This is a genomic window from Streptomyces sp. NPDC088554 (assembly GCF_044752945.1).
GTDB lineage: Bacteria > Actinomycetota > Actinomycetes > Streptomycetales > Streptomycetaceae > Streptomyces.
Genome location: NZ_JBIVMF010000013.1, coordinates 152619 through 172443, shown reverse-complemented (window position 1 = coordinate 172443; position 19825 = coordinate 152619). Strand labels below are relative to the sequence as shown.

At 72.8% G+C, this 19825-nt stretch carries 18 protein-coding genes and 1 pseudogene; 9 read left to right on the top strand and 10 right to left on the bottom strand.

Features of this window, described 5'->3' with window-relative positions; all coding sequences use genetic code 11:
• Positions 1-308 precede the first annotated feature (308 nt).
• Positions 309-2033: a TIGR03767 family metallophosphoesterase gene (locus ACIP8W_RS17525; RefSeq protein WP_401948082.1), complete on the bottom strand. Its 1725-nt coding sequence runs from the start codon at positions 2031-2033 to the stop codon at positions 309-311.
• Positions 2034-2353: 320 nt separating this feature from the next.
• Between ACIP8W_RS17525 and ACIP8W_RS17520 the strand changes: the two are divergent.
• Positions 2354-2716, top strand: a pseudogene (locus ACIP8W_RS17520) (amino acid permease); the annotation flags it as partial.
• A gap of 178 nt (positions 2717-2894) precedes the next feature.
• On the opposite strand, the gene ACIP8W_RS17515 reads toward ACIP8W_RS17520, so the two are convergent.
• From ACIP8W_RS17515 to ACIP8W_RS17505, 3 genes are all read right to left on the bottom strand, one after another.
• A complete protein-coding gene (locus ACIP8W_RS17515; RefSeq protein WP_401948085.1) occupies positions 2895-3674 on the bottom strand; it encodes a glycoside hydrolase family 75 protein in 780 nt (259 codons plus the stop codon).
• 175 nt (positions 3675-3849) lie between these two features.
• Entirely contained in the window at positions 3850-4344 is a 495-nt protein-coding gene (locus ACIP8W_RS17510) for an NUDIX domain-containing protein (protein ID WP_401948087.1), read from the bottom strand.
• A 308-nt stretch (positions 4345-4652) separates the two neighbouring features.
• The gene (locus ACIP8W_RS17505) at positions 4653-5438 is read right to left on the bottom strand and encodes a TetR/AcrR family transcriptional regulator (protein ID WP_401948090.1); all 786 of its coding nucleotides are present in this window, start codon (positions 5436-5438) and stop codon (positions 4653-4655) included.
• A 581-nt stretch (positions 5439-6019) separates the two neighbouring features.
• Between ACIP8W_RS17505 and ACIP8W_RS17500 the strand changes: the two genes are divergently transcribed.
• From ACIP8W_RS17500 to ACIP8W_RS17490, 3 genes are all read left to right on the top strand, one after another.
• Positions 6020-6433, top strand: coding sequence for an ATP-binding protein (locus ACIP8W_RS17500; RefSeq protein ID WP_401948092.1), 414 nt, complete (start codon positions 6020-6022; stop codon positions 6431-6433).
• 149 nt (positions 6434-6582) lie between these two features.
• The gene (locus tag ACIP8W_RS17495) at positions 6583-7224 is read left to right on the top strand and encodes a PAS domain-containing protein (RefSeq protein WP_401948095.1); all 642 of its coding nucleotides are present in this window, start codon (positions 6583-6585) and stop codon (positions 7222-7224) included.
• Entirely contained in the window at positions 7221-10679 is a 3459-nt protein-coding gene (locus ACIP8W_RS17490) for a BTAD domain-containing putative transcriptional regulator (RefSeq protein ID WP_401948098.1), read from the top strand. The genes ACIP8W_RS17495 and ACIP8W_RS17490 overlap by 4 nt, the downstream gene beginning before the upstream one ends.
• A gap of 111 nt (positions 10680-10790) precedes the next feature.
• Here ACIP8W_RS17490 and ACIP8W_RS17485 read toward each other — a convergent pair whose 3' ends face one another.
• Positions 10791-11120 carry a hypothetical protein gene (locus ACIP8W_RS17485; protein WP_401948101.1) on the bottom strand — a complete coding sequence of 110 codons (330 nt, stop codon included), beginning with the start codon at positions 11118-11120 and terminating at the stop codon, positions 10791-10793.
• Between ACIP8W_RS17485 and ACIP8W_RS17480 the strand changes: the two genes are divergently transcribed.
• A complete protein-coding gene (locus ACIP8W_RS17480; protein ID WP_402203583.1) occupies positions 11097-12011 on the top strand; it encodes an SDR family NAD(P)-dependent oxidoreductase in 915 nt (304 codons plus the stop codon). The two genes, ACIP8W_RS17485 and ACIP8W_RS17480, sit on opposite strands and share 24 nt — an antisense overlap.
• On the opposite strand, the gene ACIP8W_RS17475 is transcribed toward ACIP8W_RS17480, so the two are convergent.
• The 4 genes from ACIP8W_RS17475 to ACIP8W_RS17460 all read right to left on the bottom strand — a co-directional run bounded on the left by ACIP8W_RS17475 (position 11894) and on the right by ACIP8W_RS17460 (position 15590).
• Positions 11894-12799 carry a siderophore-interacting protein gene (locus tag ACIP8W_RS17475; protein ID WP_402203581.1) on the bottom strand — a complete coding sequence of 302 codons (906 nt, stop codon included), beginning with the start codon at positions 12797-12799 and terminating at the stop codon, positions 11894-11896. The genes ACIP8W_RS17480 and ACIP8W_RS17475 overlap by 118 nt on opposite strands.
• A gap of 73 nt (positions 12800-12872) precedes the next feature.
• Positions 12873-13757 carry an ABC transporter substrate-binding protein gene (locus ACIP8W_RS17470; protein WP_401948106.1) on the bottom strand — a complete coding sequence of 295 codons (885 nt, stop codon included), beginning with the start codon at positions 13755-13757 and terminating at the stop codon, positions 12873-12875.
• A gap of 130 nt (positions 13758-13887) precedes the next feature.
• On the bottom strand, positions 13888-14547 hold the full coding sequence (locus ACIP8W_RS17465; RefSeq protein ID WP_401948109.1) for a response regulator: 660 nt from the start codon (positions 14545-14547) through the stop codon (positions 13888-13890).
• A gap of 2 nt (positions 14548-14549) precedes the next feature.
• Positions 14550-15590 (bottom strand): histidine kinase, encoded by a 1041-nt coding sequence (locus ACIP8W_RS17460; protein ID WP_401948111.1) that lies wholly within the window; start codon positions 15588-15590, stop codon positions 14550-14552.
• A 287-nt stretch (positions 15591-15877) separates the two neighbouring features.
• Between ACIP8W_RS17460 and ACIP8W_RS17455 the strand changes: the two genes are divergently transcribed.
• From ACIP8W_RS17455 to ACIP8W_RS17445, 3 genes are all read left to right on the top strand, one after another.
• Positions 15878-16168: a DUF3040 domain-containing protein gene (locus ACIP8W_RS17455; protein ID WP_401948114.1), complete on the top strand. Its 291-nt coding sequence runs from the start codon at positions 15878-15880 to the stop codon at positions 16166-16168.
• A gap of 387 nt (positions 16169-16555) precedes the next feature.
• Positions 16556-17041, top strand: a complete 486-nt coding sequence (locus ACIP8W_RS17450) for a cation:proton antiporter regulatory subunit (RefSeq protein ID WP_401948117.1) — start codon at positions 16556-16558, stop codon at positions 17039-17041.
• 7 nt (positions 17042-17048) lie between these two features.
• Positions 17049-18413 (top strand): cation:proton antiporter, encoded by a 1365-nt coding sequence (locus ACIP8W_RS17445; protein ID WP_401948120.1) that lies wholly within the window; start codon positions 17049-17051, stop codon positions 18411-18413.
• Positions 18414-18570: 157 nt separating this feature from the next.
• Here ACIP8W_RS17445 and ACIP8W_RS17440 read toward each other — a convergent pair whose 3' ends face one another.
• Positions 18571-19146, bottom strand: coding sequence for a TerD family protein (locus ACIP8W_RS17440; protein WP_402203578.1), 576 nt, complete (start codon positions 19144-19146; stop codon positions 18571-18573).
• Between the two features lie 218 nt (positions 19147-19364).
• Here ACIP8W_RS17440 and ACIP8W_RS17435 point away from each other — a divergent pair, with 218 nt between their 5' ends.
• On the top strand, positions 19365-19823 hold the full coding sequence (locus ACIP8W_RS17435) for a BlaI/MecI/CopY family transcriptional regulator (protein ID WP_401948126.1): 459 nt from the start codon (positions 19365-19367) through the stop codon (positions 19821-19823).
• The last annotated feature ends 2 nt before the right edge of the window (positions 19824-19825 follow it).

Below are 19825 nucleotides of genomic sequence, written 5' to 3'. Positions count from 1 at the left end.
ACCGAAGCGGACGGGGGTGTACAAGTGTTCGCCTGGGAGGTGAACGGCTGCGCACCCCGCGTGCGTCACCCCGGGGCGCGGGCCGGGCCACGACCGTACGGAGGACGCGTGAACGGACAGCCCGCCGGGGGAACGGACACCACGGACGCGGGTACGGGCCGGGCCGCCGTCCGGCGCGCCGGGCCTTCGCTCTCGGTCCGTACGCCGAGGTGACCCTACCGGAGCGCCTCGCGGATCTCTGCGCGCCCGCGCTCCAGTGCCTGATCAACGGCTGCGCGGCACCTGCGCGGCACTGAGCGGAGCCCTGGTCAACGGCTGAGCAGCAACTCGGTGTTGCGGTCCGTCGCCCTGCCCGCCGGGGCGGTGGTGGAGCCCGGCGCGTTGTGCGACAGCTCCCGGTAGAGCGCGGCGAGACCGGTCTGCGACAGATCACGGAAGTCGGTTCCGTGCGGCGCCGCCGACTCGATCAGTGTGGTGAACAGCGACAGTGTGCCGTCCCGGTTGTCGGCGATCTCGATGACCCGCGCGAGCTGCGGGAAGTCGATGTGCGAGGCGGTCGAGATCTCCCAGAACGTGCCGTGCGGCAGGATCGAGTTGCGGTGGCTGTGCCCGTTGACCCAGGCCAGCACATTGCGGTTCCTCCTCAGCAGGCCGAGCACCTCCTCGCCGTTGTGCCGGGCCTCGCCCCGACGCGCCGGGTCGGGGTGGGTGTTGGTCATCGTCCAGCTGTTGTGGTGGCTGAACACGACGACGTACGCGTCCCGGTGCTCCTTGAGCGTCCGCTTCAGCCAGTTCAGCTGCGCGGTGCCCAGCGAACCGGTGTAGTGGCCGCCGCGGTCCGTGGTGTCGAGGCTGATCCCGATGACGTTCTCGCCCATCGGAAACGTGTAGTACAGCGTGTCGCTCCCCAGATGGGCCGTCGTGTAGCCGTGCCCCACCGGCCCCGCGCCCGTACGCGCCGGATCGAGATGCGCGGTCAGATAGTCGTGCGGGGTGAACGGGGCCCGGCCCGGGTCCGGGGTGATCGACCGCATCAGCCGCTTCGAACGGCGCAGCAGGGCGATCAGCCGGGCGCCACCGGGGTCGTCGCCCTTCGACAGCAGCCGCAGCATCTCCTTGGCCTCGGCGTCGGGGATCCCGTACAGCTTCTTCGAGCCGACGGCGAACTCCGCGAGGAACCCGGTCCTGTCGGCCATCGCGCCACTGGCCAGCCCGTCGTGGTTGCCGACGGTCGAGTACCAGGGGATGCGCAGCCCGGGGCTGTCGACGGCGCGGATCGCGGCCGCCAGATAGCCGTCTATCCGGGGGAAGCCGAGCCGCTTGTCGGTGTCGCGCAGGGCGTCCTCCGGGTGCCAGAACAGCCGTTCGGCGGAGTTCTGCACCCCTTCGTAGCGCCGGGCGTCACCCGTGTTGGGGGAGACGCGGCCACCGCTCATCACGGTGAGGAACCAGTCGAGCTCCGCCTTGGAGTTGTTGTCCGTGTTGTCGCCGGTCGTCACCGCGAAGGAGAGCGGAGCCCCGGTCGCGGGCCCGGCCTTCAGCGCGTTGACCTGCTCGATCAGCGCCACCGCACCCGGCACGGTGAGCGCCTCCTGCGGACGCCATCCCGAGAGCTGCTGGGAGCGCAGATACTCGGTGCGCACCGGGTGCTGCACATCGACCAGATGCAGATCGGTGAGCTGGACGAAGGAGCTGAGCACGGTACGCCGCTCGGCACGGCCCGCCCGGGGCGCGCCGAGCCCCTCGCGGACGACCCTGCGCCAACCGGGCCCGTCGTGGAGCCGGCGGAAGGCCACCGAGGTGTCACGCGGCGCGGCGACCGAGTCCAGCGTCGTACGGGCGGCGACGGTACGCAGCGGGGTGGCGGCGGCCGGGGCGCGGGGCGCGGGGACGGCCGTTCCGGGCGCGGCGGCGGCCTCCACGGAAGCGCCGCCCGTGCCGAGCGCGAGCCCGATGCCCGCAGAGACGCCGACTGCTCCGGTGGCGGTGAGGAAGGAGCGGCGGTCGACGGCTGCGGAGCGTATGCGTGTCATGGTGCGGTCTCCCTGAGTGCGAGCGCATCAGCAAGCGTGCCGGGGACGGCCCTCCGGCTGCTCCTCGATGGTCGGCACCGGGTGTGACCTGCTTATGAACGGCGCCGCAACGGTCCACGCCCATCACCGCACAGGAATCACCGACGACGGCGAACTGTCGCCGCCCGCACGGCCGGTGGACCACGATCGGTCACTCACCGTTCACCGGGGAGGGAAGCGGCGGGGGCGGTGGTGACGGCGTCGTGCCCGGGGGTGTGCGCCGCGCCCGAGGTGCCTGCGCAGATCCCAGTTCGATTACATTCCGTTCGGTGCGGCGTGGAGCGCCGGGGCCGTTCGCGGCAGCAGGGTCCCCAGGGGTGACGGTGGCAGGTGCGTTCCCGGGGGTTGGTGTCCTGAAACTGCGTGCCAAGGACCGCTTCGCGCCGGGCCCCTGGAACCTGGGCCGCTGGAGCAGACGGGTCGGCTGGATCGCGGTCGGCCGCGGCGCCGCGGTCGCGGTGCTCTTCTGCCTGCCGCAGAGCAACCCGGTGAACGTCGGCACGATGAACTACGCGGTGATCGCCCTGGCCGCCGTGCTGGTCCTGGCGACCGCGTGGTGGTACATCGCCCGTGGCGCGTACAGCGCGCCCCAGCCGTACGGCAGCGCCCGCGAGCAGACGGAGATCTCCGAGTGGATCGTCTGATTCCCGGTGCGGCGCCCAGCGCGCGTTCGCATCCGACCGACCGACCGACCGACCGACCGACCGACCGTCCGTCCGTCCGGCTGGGTGGGTGGCCGGCGGACGCGGTGGGCGGCGCGGCGGGGCCGGCCCCGCCGCGCGTTGTATCTCCTCGGGCATGTCGCGTGTACCGGCCGCCGCTTCAGTTCTCCTCGACGAACTTCCGCGCCAGTTCGTTGCCCAGCCGGACGGCGGCGTCGTGGTCCTCCAGTGGAGAGACCCTGGAGTCCTTGAAGACGATGTACGTCACCCCCGAGGGGACGCCGCCCCCCGAGGGGTCGGCGGTGATGCCCAGGGCGCGGGCCGTGGCGTACGACGCCTCCCCGATGATCCCGGACGGCCCGGTGTCGCCGACGACGGCGTACTGCACCTTGTTGGCGTGGATGACGGCAGCGACGGACCCGCCCCGGATGCCCGACGAGCGGTAGTTCCAGATCCAGCCAGGGGTCGGTACGACGATGTAGGGGAGCGTCTCGGCGTTGAGCGGTCTGCCGTCCGACTGGGTGTAGGCGGTCGTGTCCTGGAAATAGGGATCGGTCCCGAGGTTGCAGTGCTCGGTGATCTGGCCGTCGCAGTCGATGTCCATGTCGGCCTTCCAGAAGACGGCGCCCTTCGCGTCGCACACGGGGACCGTGGCCGGAGTGCTGTCGCGGGTCCGGTAGAGGCCCTGGGAGACCTGGACGCAGTCGCCGGCCCTCGCCAGCAGGGCGGCCGCGCTGACCGTCCCCTCCCGTACGTGTCCGCCGGTCCGGGGCCGTTCCATGGCGGCGGGCGGGCCCGCGGCCCCCTCCTGTCCGGGCGGCCGGGGCGACGGGCGGGCGGGGGAGGGGACGGCCAGGGCCGGAAGGATGGTGGCGGGGATGACCGCCGCGGCCAGCAGTGCCGTGCCGACGGTGACGAACGAGTGGGTGCGAGAGCGCACGGAGAAGTCCCTTTCACGGACCGGGCGCGGGCATGGGGATCCCGCGGCTTCGGGGAAACGGGGTGAGGGAAACGGGGTGATGCGGGGGCGCCAAGCGCGGAGGTGTGGGGTGTGGGGGCACGAAGGCGCGAGCGCGGGGCGCCGGGCAAGGGACGCAGGGCGTAGGGGCCCCGGGTCAGTCGCCGGGTTGTGACAGGGCGCGGCCGTCGGCTATGTGCGGGAGCAGCCGGCCGAGGAACACACGCTGACCCGCCACCAGGGGCTCCACCGCGTCCGCCGCCGGGAACCAGGCGACGCGGTCCAGCTCGGGGAACTCGCGCAGGACGCCCGAGCCCCTCGGCCACTCCATGGTGAACATGCCGGGCACGACCCGCTCGGGATCGAGGTCCCCCTCGACGGCCCAGACGGTGACCGTCTTGCCGCTCCGCTGGACGGACTCGCCGAGCGGGATCCAGGGCCCCTCGGGCGGCAGCAGCCCCAGCTCCTCCCGGAACTCCCGGCGCGCCGCCGCCTCCGGCGTCTCGTCGGGCCCGTACTCGCCCTTGGGAACCGACCAGGCGGCGGTGGAGCGACCGGCCCAGAACGGCCCGCCCATGTGCCCGAGAAGCACTTCGGGACCGGAGTCCCTGACCCGGTACACGAGGAGTCCCGCGCTTCGTTTGCCCGACATGCCGTCAGTCTGTTCAGGGGCAAACGGAGTCGCCATTCGAACGCCGGTGCAGAACGAGGCGCTCGGCGGTGCTTGGTGACGGCGTGTCGCAGGCCGGGACCGGTCGTGGGTGGGGTAGAGGCGTTACGTCGCCGGGGCGGCGCCACCGGGCCGATCGTATGAATGGTTGGGCTGTACGGGGGTAGCTGGGGCGCGAGGGTATCGATGGTAACGGTTGAGTGTTAGCGTCGATACGTCGGGGGTGCGGGAGGCGTGCCCCGGCCGGAAGGGGGCATGGCCATGGGCGGTGGATGCGGGGGCGGTCGCTCCTACGGCAGGGTGTGGTGGACGGCGGGGGAGGCGTCGCCCGCGGGGTCGTTCGCGACGCGTTCGAGCCACTCGGCCAGTAGCGCGGCCTCGACGGCGGTCAGTGATGACGACGGTGTCCGCCGCAGCAGGGCCCGCAGCCGCGCCGCGGCTACCGGGGTCCCGCCGTCGGGGTTCGTGGTGGCCGTGTCGGATCCGTTGTCCGCGCTCTCCTCGCCCTTCTCCGGGGGGTCCGCGCGCATCGCCTCGGGGGTGAAGACGGAGCCGTGCACCGCGTCACGGACCCGTCGCGACAGCTCGGGGTCGGTGGAGGCGGCGGGGCGGGCGGCGAGCGTCAGTGCCACACCGATATTGGCCGACAGCACCATCTGCGCGGCGAGTTCGGGAGAGACGCGCAGCTGTCCCCGGGCCGCCGCGCGCTCCAGATCGCGGACGAGGATCTGATGGAACGCCAGGGTGGAGGCGGGCGGCTTGCGCATGACGGGGGAGTGCGTCAGGCGGTACGGATTCGGATGGGCCCGCGCGAACCCGACATGGCTGTCCCAGCTGTCGCGCAGATCCTGGACGGGGTCGTCGCCCGGTTCGCGGGAGCGTCCGGCCGCCGGATAGGCGTCGAACTCGTGGTCGACGACGGCCGAGAGGAGCCCCTCCTTGTCGCCGAACTGCCGGTAGAGCGCCGGAGCTCCCACCTGGGCGGCGTCGCAGACCGCCCGCGTGGAGATGTCCCCGTTGGGTGACTTCGCCAGCAGATCGGCGGCCACCTCAAGAATGCGTGCTCGCGTACTCATGGAAAGAACGCTATCAATCGGACCGTAACGGTGCTATCAGGCAATGGCGGGGAGGCATGGCGTGGATGCTGTACGAACGGATGTCACCAGGGAAGCGCTGACGGCTGTCGCCCGCGAGGCGTTCGGTCCTGGGCGCGGGCCGGCCGGGGTGGACCGGCTGCGTGGTGGCAGCGAGCAGGGCGTGTACCGCCCCACCTTCGACGACGCGTCCACCGCGGTCCTCCACGGCTGGGGCCCGGCCGAGAGCTGCTGGCCCACCGAGGGAATGGTCCTCGACCGGGCGCTCCGTCGTATCGCCGAGGCCGCCGTGCGGGGCGGCCGTGTGGCTGCTGCCCGTGGCCCCCTGCCCGAAAGCGGCTTCCCGGACCGGGACTTCACGAGAGGCGTCGGCGCGTCACGTCTCAGGCCCGTGCTCGCCCCTATCGGACCACCGGCTCTCCGTCCGGGGCGGGTGCGCGTGATTGCCGATCATCCAACCCGGGAATCAGAAGGCGGGAAGACGGACCGGTCGCTGAACGAGGGCCCCCGGCGGCAGGGCCGTTCGGGAGAGACGCCGGTCTTCGACGAGAGGAGTGATTTCCATGCGTGCGTACGGACGCGCACGACGGCGGTCCGCACGCGCCTCGTACATCCTGCCGCCGTCGGAGACGTCCGCCCGCTGGGCGCGGCATCTGACCGCCGCCTATCTCAACCACGGCTGTGGCGAACCTGTCCCGGCGGGCCAGGTGGACGACGTGACACTCGTGGTGTCGGAGCTGGTCACCAATGCCACCCGGCACGGCCACGGCAACTGCCGACTCCAGTTGAGTGTGCGGCACGGACGCGTCATCGTCGAGGTCCACGACCACAATCCGGCGCCCCCGAGGCTCTGCCTGCCGGATGCGACCGCGGAGGGAGGCAGAGGCATCGCGATGGTCCGCGAGCTTTCCTGTCGGTTCTCCGTGCTCGGTGGGCCGGGTGGCGGGAAGACCGTCCAGGCGGTCCTTGTCTCCTGAGGCGCGGATACGGGGCATTCCGTGAGGCGCGATTCTCCGTAATGCGAGGTTTGGCCGGGAAAGCTGCGCTACATGGGTTCGAACGCATGAACCCCAGCGCCCAGTCCGGCCGTCCGGCAGGGCTGCCGCCCCACCTCCGGAGCGGGCGCATGGCAGGACATAGTCGGGGCCGGGACCGGCCGGTGATCGGCGCGGACGAGAGACTCGCGCTGAACCGGATGGGCAGTTTCGACGGGGACCTCGAAAGCGGGACCTTCGAGCTCGACGACGCGGGGCTCGCCGTGTTCGACCCGCGCCCCGGCGCATACGACGGCATGGCCTCGTCCCTGATCTCACGGGTTCCGCCCGACGAGGGACTGCGCCTCGACGCCGTAGTGAACGCGGAGATTCGTGGCGGCCGGAGCTCGTACGGCTCGTACTTCCGGCTGACCCGTCGCACGGGGATGCGTCAGTGGACCCATGTGCGGGGCCGGATCCTGCGCGACGACCGGCGTCGCCCGTACCGGATCGTCCGCAACGCGACGGCGGAGCCGGCCCAGTTCGCCGGGGCCGGTCCGGCGGAGACGGGGCGGCCGGGGCCGACGACTGTGGTCCAGACCACCATCGAAGCCCTGTCCAGAGCCGTCACCGTCGACGATGCCCCGGAGCGCCACGCGGCTTCGGGCCATGATGCCCCGGACCACCATGCGGCTTCGGGCCATGATGCCCCGGACCACCATGCGGCTTCGGGCGAGGACGCTCAGGCCCGCTATGACCGTACGGCGCTGAAAATCCGGCCAGGTGACCCGTGAGCCGCAGGAATAATGGCCGGGTGACCTACCGCTATCGCGTACTCGGCCCCACCCGGGCGCTGCGCCAGGACGGGACCGAGGTACCGCTCAGCGGAGCGCGGCTCCGGGCGCTGGTGACCGCGCTCGCCGCGGAGGGCGGCCGGTCCGTGCGCACGGGACAGCTGGTGGGCCAGGTGTGGGGCGAGGAGGAGAGCGCCCCCGCCGACGAGGTCGCCGCGCTCCAGGCGCTGGTCGGGCGCGTGCGACGGGCCCTCGGCGGCGCGGCCGTGGCCTCGGTGCCCGGGGGGTACCGGCTGGCAGCCCCGCCCGACGACATCGACCTCTTCCGGTTCGAACGGCTCACGGTGGAGGGCACCGCCGCGCTGAGCGGGGGCGACGCCGGGCAGGCCGTCGCGCTGCTGGACGAGGCCCTGGCGCTCTGGGACGGCGCCGCGCTGGCCGACCTCCCCGGCCACGGGAGCGACCCGAGGGCGGTCCGGGCCGAGCGGCGGCACACCGAGGCCCGCCGTGCCCGGCTGGCCGCCGACATCGCGCGGGGCCGGCCGGAACGCGCCCTGGCCGGCCTCGCCGCGCTCGCCGCCGAGCAGCCGCTGGACGAGCCGCTCCAGGCGCTGCGCATCCGCGCCCTGCGCGCCTCCGGCAGGCCGGCCGAGGCGCTCCATGCGTACGACGAGATACGCAGCCGCCTCGCCGAACGCCTCGGTACCGATCCCGGCCGCGAGCTGCGCGCCCTGCACGCCGAGCTGCTCGCCGGTGACGAGCCACCGGCCACGCCCGGTCCTCCTGGGCACGGCAGGACGGCTCCCGGTGGCCTCCGGGCCCCGCTCACCTCCTTCGTGGGGCGCGAACCCGAGCTGGCCGCGCTCGCCACCGGTCTGCGGACCGCGCGGCTCGTCACACTCACCGGACCCGGCGGCGCGGGCAAGACCCGGCTCTCCCTGGAAGCCGCACGTGCGGTGGCCGGTTCATGGCCGGACGGCGTCTGGGTGGCCGAGCTGGCGCCCGTACACGACGCGGGGACCGTGGCCGAGACGGTCCTCGGCGTGCTCGGGGCCCGCGAGACCGGCGTCGGCGGCCCACCGGCCGGGGAGGCGGGGCCCGGCGCCCCCCTGACCCGGCTGGTCGAGCACTGCGGGAGGCGGCGGATGCTGATCGTCCTCGACAACTGCGAGCATCTGATCGGCGCGGTGGCCGGGCTGGCCGAGGCCGTTCTCACCCGCTGCCCCGGCGTGAGCGTCCTGGCCACCAGCCGCGAGCCGCTCGGGGTGCCCGGCGAGACCGTGCACACGGTCGGACCGCTGCCGCAGGACATGGCGCTACGGCTGCTCGCGGAGCGCGGCGCCGCCGCCCGTCCCGGGTTCTCCACCGACGACGACCCGGTGGCCTGCGCCGAGATCTGCCGCAGGCTCGACGGCCTGCCACTCGCCCTCGAACTGGCCGCCGCCCGGCTGCGGACGTTCGCGCCGGGTCAGCTCGCGGACCGGCTCGACGACCGGTTCCGGCTGCTCGGCAGCGGAAGCGGCAGCAGAACGGCCCTGCCCCGGCAGCGGACCCTGCGGGCCGTCGTGGACTGGTCCTGGGATCTGCTGGGCGACGCCGAACGCGCCGTACTGCGACGTCTGTCGGTCTTCTCCGGTGGCTGCGCCCTCGCCGAGGCCGAAGCGGTGTGCGCGGACAGCGCCGAACGCGCGGAGAACGGCCCCGGCGGTCCCGGCCCCGGCGGTCCCGGCCCTGGCGTCCCCGAGCACGGCGGTCCCGGCCCCGGTGTCCTCGGGCCGCTCGCCTCCCTGGTCGACAAGTCGCTGGTCGTCGCCGAGCCGTACGGTGCGGACGGCATGCGCTACCGGCTGCTGGAGACCGTCGGGGAGTACGCGGCCGAGCGGCTGGACGCCTCGGGGGAGCGCACGGCCGTCGAGCGCCGCCATCTCGCCGCCTACCGCGAACTGGCCCGTACCGGTGACCCGGAGCTGCGCGGCCCCGATCAGGTGCGCTGGCTGGAGCGGTTCGAGCGGGAGCACGACAACATACGGACCGCGCTGCGCACCGCCCTGGACCATGAGGAGGAGCAGGAGGCGCTCTGTCTCGTGCACGCGATGAGCTGGTTCTGGCAGCTGCGCGCCCACCGGGCCGATATCCGCTCCTGGTTCGCTGCGGCCGCCGCGCTCGGCCCCGACCCCTTCGCCGCCCCCGTACGGCCCGCCGTCCCGCTGGAGCGGCCGTGCACCGCGCTCGCGCCGCCCTGGTCCGAGGAGCAGCTGTGGGAGGCGAGGCGAGGGGCGGCGCTGCTGTCCCTGGCGAGCGTGGAGGGCGACGGCGCCGCGCTGGAGGGCCCCGTGGCCCGGAGCAGACTGCGCGCGATGGCGGCGGCCTACCGCCCGGGGCTGCCACAGATCTGTCGGCAGCCGGGCTCCATGTGGTTCATCGCCACGCTGATGACGGGCGGGTTCCCCGGGTTGGCCGAGACCCTCGACGCCCAGGTGCGGGAGTGCCGGGAGCGGGGCGGCGACTGGGACCTCGCCGTGGCGCTGACGCTCCGGGCCCAGCTGGTGGACGGCCGCCCGGACGGCCCGGCGCGGTCCGCGCGCGACGCGGACGAGGCGCTGGCCGGGTTCGAGAAGGCGGGGGACCTCCATACGATCGCGCAGGCGCTCTGGGTGCGCGGCGAGACGGCCGAGCGCCTGGGCCGGTACGAGGAGGCGGCCGCCGACTTCGAACGGGCCATGGACGGCTTCGCCGGCATCGGCATCCATGCCCAAGCGCCCCTGTTCCGGGCCCGGCTGGCCTCCGTACGCCTTGAGGCAGCGATGGCGGCCGGGGACACGGCGGCGGAGGAGCGCGCGGAGCGGCTGCTGTTGCGCGCGGCGGACGAGGCCGGCGAGGGCGCGGGCCGCAGCGCCGGGACGGCCCTGCTCCTGCTGGCCGGACGTTACGGCCGCACCGGCCGTACGGAGCAGGCGCGGGAGCGGCTGCGCGCCGCCGAGCGGGCGATCGCCGTTGTGGACCTGCCGCTGTACGACGGGCTGGTCGCGGGCATGTACGGCTGGCTGGACTGCCTCGACGGACGGTTCGGGCGGGCGGAGGAGCGGTTGGGGGAAGCGGTGGAACGCCTGGGTTTCCTGGCCCGGTTGGTCACCCCGCATCTGATGGTCCACCAGTTCCTCTGCGCCGCCTGGGCCAAGGCCCGGCTGGGGGCCGCGCGGGACGCGGCCCGCCTGCTCGGCGCGTACGCGCACCACACCGGGGAGCCGGAGGGCATCAGGATCGCCGCCTTCCCTCCCTCGGCCGACCGGGAGACCCGCGCGTCGGCGGAGTCGGCGGTCCGTGCCGTACTGGACGAGCGGGCGTTCGCCCACGCCCACGCGGAGGGCGCGGCCCTCACCGTGGAGGAGGCCGCGGCCCTGATCCGCCCGCCGCGCGCGGGGTCCTCGGGCCGGGGCCGCACCGTGTCCGAGTGATTGATCGGTGTGGCGTGTCGTGGTGAGTCGGCGGACGAGGTGGGGGAGGCGGACAGCGCCGGGCCTTGCGATGCCGCCCGTCGAGCCCGCATCTATGCGGCCTGGGCGCCGCTATGCCATTTTGCCGGTGCCGGTGACCATGCGGACGAGGGTGTCGATGAGCTGGGCGGCGGTGGTGCGCAACTTTCCTGTGTCCAAGTGGCCGCTGAGCTCCATATCCGCGATGCGGTGGGCGCTGGTGAGCAGCAGCGCGCCGCAGTGCCGTGTGTTCCGCTCCCCGACCAGGCCGGTGACGATGACCAGGAACGTGCCCGGGAAGCGTCCGGCCGCGCGGACGCGGTCCGCGGCCGGGTCGTGCGCCGGTCCGCATAGCTGACGCCGGACGCGATCGAGTCCTTCGCCGAGTTCTTCGGGGCGGTGTCCGGGGCGTCTGAACAGCATCTGGTACAGGTGCGGCTGGTCCCTGCCGACGCCGACGAGGGTACGCAGAGCACCGCGCAGCTTGTCGGCGTCGGCAGGGCCGGATCGGCCCTCGAAGCGTGGACCTGGTCGCCGATCCGCTGCCGGCCCTCGGTCGTGACGGCGGTCAGCAGAGTGTCCCTGCCCGTGGAGTACCGGTACGGCGCTCCCCGGTTCACGCCTGCCCGCGCGCTTCCCAAGGCGCAGTGGCGGCAGGTGTTCGAAGTCAACCTGTTCGGCCATATCGCCGTCGCACAGGCGCTCCTCCCCGCGCTGCTGCGCGGCAAGGGCCGTGTGATCAATATCAGCTCGATCGGTGGCAAAGTCGCCATGGCGACCTACAGCGCGTACGCCGGCGCGAAGTTCGCCCTGGGGGCGGTCAGCGACTCGCTCCGCCGCGAGGTCGCGCCGCTGGGCGTACAGGTGATCGTGGTCGAGCCCGGCGGCATCCGTACGGAGGCGGCCGCCCGCAGGATCGAGACAGCGAACCGGCCGACCGCCGACGCCGCCGCCCGGGGCATCACGAAGGCCGTGACGCCCCCCCCAGACCACGTACCCGCTACACCGCAGGCCGGGATGGAGCCCTGGGCATGCGCCTGGGCCAGGTACTGTCCGACCGTACGATCGACCGCGTTCTCGCCGCCAACCTGCGCCGCCACTGCCCGAAGGGGCGCCGGGGCCCGACCCACCCCAGCCCCTCAGCCCAGCCCCTCAGCCCAGCCCCTCAGCCCAGACCCCAGCCCAGACCCCTTGGTTCAGTCGCCCTCTGTCCCCTCCGTCCCCTCCGGTCGCGCGTCCGCGAGGCGTTCGCGCGCCTCCGCCAGGTCCGCCTCGGTCGGCGGGTCGTCCTGGGTCAGGGCGAGCCGCCAGTAGCCGGAGAAATGCACCGACCGCCGGTCGAGGCCCCGCTCGCCGACGAGGTGGCGCCGCAGCGCCCGTACCGTACTCGCTTCGCCGCCCAGCCAGGCGAGGGCCGAACCCTCAGGGAACCGGGCGCCGCGCACCGCCGCCAGCAGCGGGCCGCCGTCCCCGGCCGGGGACGTACCGCGGTGCAGCCAGCGCACCGTCACATCCCCCGCCGTACGCAGCCGCTGCTCCTCCGCCGCGTCCGCGACCTCGATCCAGGCCAGCGCGCGGGCGCCGACGGGCAGCGCCTCGATCAGGGTGCCGATCGCGGGCAGGGCCGTCTCGTCCCCCACCAGCAGCGTCCAGTCGGTCGTCCCGACCGGCACGGGTGTCGCGAAGTACGCCGACGGCCCGAACATGCCCAGTACGGCGCCGGGCGCGGCCGATCGCGCCCACGAGGTCGCGGGCCCCGCGCCGGGACCCGTACCTCCGTGCAACACGAAGTCGATGTCGACCGTGGCGCGCAGCGGGTCGTGGGCGCGCAGGGTGTAACTGCGTGACCAGGGCCTCTCCTCCTCGGGAAGTGCCTGGAACGCGCCGTACCAGCGCATCACATCGTCGTCCGGTCCCATCGTGGGAAGCAGCGGTACGGTCTGCCCCGGCCTCGGGAAGTACAGCTTCACCTGCTGGTCGGGCCCGGTCAGGGCGAGGTCGGCGAGGGCGGGGCCGCCGAAGGTGACCCGGGTCATGCGCGGTGAGATCCGCGTGACCCGGGTGACCTCGATGAGCCGCAGCGGGTTCGTGGTGTCTGCCATAGGGGCGATGCTGTCGGCCCGTGCCGACACACGGCCGACACGGCGCCTATACGGTGCCCGTGCCCGGGATGTGTCACGCCCTCCCGGCGGTGACCGCGTCGACGGCGTCCGCGACCGCGCCGAGGAACCGGGCGTGCGCGCGGTGGCTGCCCGGCGCCTCCGGGTTCCACGGCACGATCCGCGCCCGCTCCTCGACCGCGCGCCAGTGCGCGTTGCCCCGGAGCTGTGCGAGCGGCGCCGCGTTCACCCGTACGTCCATGAGCACGATGTCCGGCTCCAGCGCGGCGGCCTCGGACCATTCGGCCGTACGCCAGTTGGCCCCGCTGTCCGCCGCCGGTTCGACCAGCCCCACCCCCAGCTCGGTCAGGGCCCGCAGATCGGGCCAGGTCAGCGGCCGGGCCAGATACGCGCTGTCCGGTCCGGCGGCCGAGAGAGCCAGCACCTTGGGTCCGCCCGGCGGCTCCGTCAGGCCACGCAGCCGGGCCTGCGCGCGCTCCAGCTCCGCCTCGGCGGGCCGGACCGGCGTACGCAACGAGCGGGCCAGGGCCGTGAACCGGTCCCTGATACCGTCCAGCGAGCGGTCCTTCCCCACGTCGAGGACGACCACGGGTATCTGCTCCTCCAGAACCTTGGCCGCCTCCGGATCGATGCCGTACACCTGTCCGCCGCCGTAGCTGACGGCGACCACCAGATCCGGCTCGGCCGCGACGAGGGCGTCCAGGTCGAGGGCGCTGCCCGCGCCGAAGTGCCGCAGCTCGGCCAGCGGCAGCTCGCCCGCCTTCGCCGGATCCGGGCTGTCCCCGTCGTGGTGGGAACCGAAGATGCCCAGCGGACGCAGACCGTGGTCCCACAGCGTCGCGCCCGCCTGTATGTAGGCCACCACCCGCGCCGGGTGGCTTCGTGCCACGGCCGGATGGCCGCGGTCGTCCGTGAACTCCCAGCTGTTGCCCGGGTTCATGCCTCGCCTCGTTCCACTCGTGTTGGCGCCGGTGCCCTGAACGGCTTCCGTACGTGAGTTCGTGCGCGCGCTCCTCCCTCTCTCTGCCCAGCACGGGGCGCGCGGACTCCCTTGCGCGCTGTTCAAACCTCTAAGGCTCGATCAGACCGGCCCGGATCGCGTAACGGGTCAGTTCAAGCCGGTCCTTGAGGCCGAGTTTCTGCAGCAGGTTCGCGCGATGCCGTTCGACGGTCTTGGCGCTGATGAGGAGCAGGCCGGCGATCTCCTTCGAGGTGTGGCCCTCCGCCACGAGCTTGAGGATCTCCTCCTCGCGCGGGGTGATCGCGCTGTCAGGGAGGGAGTCGCCCTGCCGTACCCGGTCGAGATAGTTCCGGATCAGGGCCGTCACCGCCCCGGGATAGAGGAACGGCTCGTCGCGCATCGCGGCCCGGCACGCCTCCAGCAGGTCCCGGTCGGCGACGGACTTGAGGACGTAGCCGCTCGCCCCGGCCTTCAACGCCTCGAAGAAATACTGCTCGTTGTCGTACATGGTCAGCATCAGGATGCGGGTCTCCGGCTGGAGCCGGGAGAGTTCACGCGCGGCCTGAAGACCGGTCAGCCGGGGCATCGCGATGTCCAGAATCACCAGGTCGGGCCGGTGGGAACGAGCCAACTCGATGGCTTCCGCGCCGTCGCCCGCCTCGGCGACCACGGTCAGATCCGGTTCGTTGTCGAGGATCAGCCGCACGCCCCGGCGGACCAGGGCGTGGTCGTCGGCGAGGAGGATGCGGGTCTGTGCCGTCTCGGCCATGGTCAGTCGCTTCCGTTTCGGTGGGTCCGTTCGGCGTCGGTTCGTTCGGTCCGCTCGGCCCCGGCCTGAGGGCCGGCCTCGGCCTCGGTGCCGTCCCCGGCGATCGGGACGCGCAGCCGTACCTCGGTGCCGTCGCCGCGTCCCGGAGCCGGGTCCACGGTGAGCTCGGCGCCGATGAGGAGGGCACGTTCCCGCATGCCGCGGATGCCCGCGCCCTCGGTCGCCGTGCCGATGCCTCGGCCGTCGTCCGTGAGGAGCAGCTCGACGCCCGTCGGGGTGCGCCGGAGCGCGAGATCGACCCGCCGGGCGTCGGCGTGCCGGACGACATTGGTCAGTCCCTCCTGGGCGACCCGGTAGAGGACCAGTTCCACATCCTCGCCGAGCCGGGGCAGCGCGCTGTCGAAGCGGCACCGGACCGGCAGCCGGCTGTGCGAGGCGATCTCGTTGGTCAGCGCCTTGAGCGCGCTGATCAGGCCCAGCTCCTCCAGGACCCCGGGACGCAGTCGGCGTGCGATCCGGCGGATCTCGTCCAGGCTGCCGCGGGTCGTCTCCTGTACGTGGCGCAGCTCGCCCCGGAGCGGTTCGGGCGCCCGGTCGGCGACCCGCTTCAGTTCGAGCAGGACGGCGGTGAGGGTCTGGCCGATCTCGTCGTGCAACTCCCGCGCGACCCTGCGGCGTTCGGCCTCCTGGGCGGAGAGCGCGAGCCCGCTGCTGGCCGCCCGTTCCGCCTCCAGCCGGTCGAGCATCGTGTTGAACGTCATGATCAGCTCGGCGATCTCGCCGTGTCCCGACACCGCGGGCCTGCGGCCGGGGCGCAGCAGATCGGTCGTGGTCATGGCCCGGGTGAGCCGTTGCAACGGCGCCAGCCCGATACGTAACAACGCGGCGTTGGCGACGAGCATCGCCGCCAGCCCCAGCGCCATGACCAGGGCCTCGGTCAGCAGGACGGGAGCGGAGATGGTGACAGGGCCGAGCAGCAGCAGGGCGGTCGCCGTGAACAGCACCGCGGCGTTGAGCAGAAAGATCCGCCAGAACAGGGACACGGAGCAGGGCCTCCTCGCGATGGACGCTCCCCACTATCGCCCGCCGGGCCCGGCGGGCCGGACAGGACGGCCCCCATGGGTGCCGCCCCGCTGCCCTCTGCATGCCGGCCGCCCCCGGATTTGGGTGCCACTGCCGATAGCGGCGGGGCGCCCCGCCGGGCGATCGTGGAGGCGCGGCGTATCGGCGTGACGGACAGGACGGGCGCGCGTGACGCGAGAACGTACGAGACGCGAGAACGTACGTGCGTGGCGGATCGCGCGACGGATTTCGGCAGGGGAGGACGGTCATGGCGACGGACGAGGACCGGCGACTCGGTGACCTGGCCGAGCGGCTGCGCCAGGACGACCCCCGCTTCGCGGACGCCATGCGTACGGGAACCCCGTGCCGCCCGCGCGAATACCGCCACGGTACGGCCTGGCTCCTGCTGGCCGTGGCACTCGGGGGCCTGAGCCTCGGCATCGCCGTGGGACACGGACTGCTCATCGCGGGCGGGCTGGTGCTGGCGGGCGCCGCCGCGCATCTCTTCGATCCGGACCGCCACCGGGTACGCCAGGGCATCGCGCCGCACTCCCGATAGTCCCGGCAGGGACCGGCTTTCCCCCTTGAAATACCCTAATCCGCACATTTTATTTTACGTTAAAATGGTGTGCGGGTGACCAGCGCTTCTTTACGGCGATGGCGTGCCCATGGCGTCGAATGCGAGGCGGCCGGTCGACAGGCGCGGGGGCGGAAGGGGGCGGTACGCGGTGCGCGCACCTCTGTTCACCCTCCCGGGCCGACCGGCCGACGCGGCGCCACTCCAGCCGAGGGCGCCTTTGACGGTGCTTCCCCGCGGCGTATGAGGGAGAATTCCTGCTCCGGTGGCGGCCGCTCGGTGCGGCCCGCCGCCCGATTGTCCGGCCCGCCCTGCCGGGGGTCGTCACACCCGTAGACCGTCACGCCGCGCCCGCCTGGAGCATTTCCTATGGAGCCCACAGCTCACGTCAGCAAGACCGCCCTGCCCGGGGTCGGTACCCGCTATGACCTGAACACCGAAGCCGGAAAGCACCTGTCGGTCGTCGTGCACCAGGACGGGCGGCGCATTCTCGCTTTCCACGATCCCGAGGACGACGACAGCTGTCGGGACGCCGCGCCCCTCGCCCCCCACGAGGCGAACGCGCTGTCCAAGTTGCTGACGCCCGACCCCGTCGCGCATCTGCATCAGCACCTTGAGATCGACCTGCTCACCGAGCACATCCCCGTCACCAAGAGGTCCCCCTACGTGGGTCGGACGCTCGGCGCCACCCAGGTGCGAAGCCGTACCGGCGCCTCCATCGTGGCCGTCCTGCGCCGTACCGACGCCTTCCCCTCGCCCACCCCGGACTTCCGCTTCGCCCTGGGGGACACGCTCGTCGTCGTCGGCACCCGGGAAGGCGTGGACGCCGTCGCCGAACTGATCACCGGAGGATAAAGCGCCCGTGCACGAGACCACCGCACTGCTCATCGAACTCGGGGCCATCATCCTGGGCCTCGGGATACTCGGCCGGCTCGCCGGCCGGATGGGCTTCTCCGCCATCCCGCTCTATCTGCTCGCGGGACTCGCCTTCGGCCACGGTGGCCTGCTTCCGCTCAACGCCAGTGAGGAGTTCGTGGCCACCGGCGCCGAGATCGGCGTCATCCTGCTGCTGCTCCTGCTGGGGCTGGAGTACAGCGCCTCCGAACTGGTCTCCAACCTCAAGACCCAGTACCCCTCCGGCATCGTCGACTTCGTACTGAACGCCGTGCCGGGCGCCGCCGCCGCGCTGATCCTGGGCTGGGGCCCGGTCGCCGCCGTGGCGCTGGCGGGTGTCACCTGGATCTCGTCCTCGGGCGTGATCGCCAAGGTCCTCGGCGACCTCGGCCGGCTCGGCAACCGCGAAACCCCCGTGATCCTCGGCGTCCTGGTCATAGAAGACCTCGCCATGGCGGTCTATCTGCCGCTGCTCACGGCCCTGCTCGCCGGACTCAGCATCGCCGGTGGCAGCGTGACGCTGCTGATCTCGCTCGGCACGGTCGGCGCCGTCCTCTATCTGGCGCTGCGTCACGGCCGGCTGATCAGCCGCGCGGTCTCCTCGGACAACCCGGAGATGCTGCTGCTGGTGGTCCTCGGGCTGACCGTGCTGGTCGCCGGGGTCGCCCAGGAGCTCCAGGTCTCGGCGGCCGTCGGCGCGTTCCTCGTCGGTATCGCGCTCTCGGGCGAGGTCGCCGAGGGCGCGCACAATCTGCTCGCCCCGCTGCGTGACCTGTTCGCCGCCGTCTTCTTCGTCTTCTTCGGCCTGAGCACCGACCCGGCCGCCATTCCGCCGGTGCTGGTCCCGGCGCTCATTCTGGCGACGGTCACCACACTGACCAAGATCGGTACGGGGTGGTACGCGGCGAAGCGGGCCGGAGTCAGGACGGCGGGCCGCTGGCGTACCGGTGGCACGCTGGTGGCGCGCGGCGAGTTCTCCATCGTCATCGCCGGTCTGGCGGTCGGGGTGGAGCCGCGCGTCGGGCCGCTGGCCACCGCGTATGTGCTGATCCTGGTGATCCTCGGCCCGCTGGCCGCCCGCTGGACGGAGCCGCTGGCGCGCCGGATCACCACGCGGAAGCCCGCGCCGGTGTCCCCGGCCGGGGAGGTCGCGTCCGTGGAGACCGCGCCCGCGGAGGCGGGAGCCGTGGAGACCGGGAGCGTGGAGAGCGGGTCCGCGACCGGGGCCGTGGAGCGGTCCGTACCGGAGAAGTCCGTCGTACGGGAGAAGCCCGAGCCGTCGGAGACCTCGGCTCCGTCGGGGACGGCCGACCCGGCTCCCCGCCACGGCTGACCGGCTCCCGCCGGGCGGCTTCCCGGTGGTGGCCCGTGACCGAGAGGGGCACAGGACGCGCGCCCTGCGCCCTGTGCCCCCGTTCGTGTGCCGGGTCCGGCCGGGCGGGTCCCCGGCTTCCCGGTGCCTCGGGCCCCGGGTGTCCCGGTGGCCGGTGTCAGACTCCGACGCCGTAGTCGGAGGCGATTCCGGCGAGTCCGGAGGCGTAGCCCTGGCCGATGGCGCGGAACTTCCACTCGGCGCCGTTGCGGTACAGCTCGCCGAAGACCATGGCGGTCTCGGTCGAGGCGTCCTCGCTGAGGTCGTAGCGGGCGAGTTCGGCGCCGCCGGACTGGTTGACGACGCGGATGTAGGCGTTGCGGACCTGGCCGAAGCTCTGGCCTCGGGACCCGGCGTCATGGATCGACACCGGGAAGACGATCCTGGAGATGTCGGCGGGGACGGCCGCCAGATTCACCTTCACCGTCTCGTCGTCGCCCTCGCCCTCACCGGTCAGGTTGTCACCGGTGTGCTCCACCGAACCGTCCGGGCTCGTCAGGTTGTTGTAGAAGACGAAATGCCGGTCGGAGGCGACCTTGCCGGACTCGTTGAGCAGCAGGGCGCTCGCGTCCAGGTCGTAGTCCGTGCCGGTGGTCGTCCGGACGTCCCAGCCGAGGCCGACGATGACCGCGGTCAGTCCTGGCGCCTCCTTGCTGAGCGAGACATTGCCGCCTTTGGACAGGGAAACTCCCACGCTGCTCCTCCTGAGCTGTACTGAATCGTTCCATGTCATGCCATGTCGTGCCATACCGTCCAGTCGGCGGTGGGAAGCGGCCACCACCGGCCCGAACTTAAATCTACAGCAGTGTAGAAGCGTGCGGGAGTGCCATCCGCGCCACCGTCGCGGACGCCCGGCTCAGTAGCATGGATGGTTGTCCCGTGGCGCGGCCGCGCGGCTGGAGGGAGTCCATCGTGAGGGTGCACGGCAGTCCGGACGAGCGTCCGCAACGGCGTGGCCAGGGGAAGCTGGAGGCCCAGGTCCTCGCCGCCCTCGGCCAGGCGCCGGGACCGGTCACGGCCGCCTGGGTGCAGGGCAGGCTGGGCGGGGATCTGGCGTACACCACCGTGATGACCATCCTCACCAGGCTGCACGCCAAGCGCGCCGTCACCCGCGAGCGGGCGGGACGCTCGTTCGAGTGGCGCGCGGCGTCGGACGAGGCGGGGCTCGCCGCCCTGCGGATGCGCAGGGTGCTGGACGCGGAGGCGGACCGGGAGGCCGTACTGGCCCGGTTCGTCACCACGCTCTCCCCGGACGACGAGCGGCTGCTGCGCGATCTGCTCGGCTTCGCCGAGGAGGGGCCGCCGGGCGGGGACCGGGTGGACGGTGGTCCGGGCGGGGACCGTGCCACGGGGGACAGGGTGGAGGACTGACG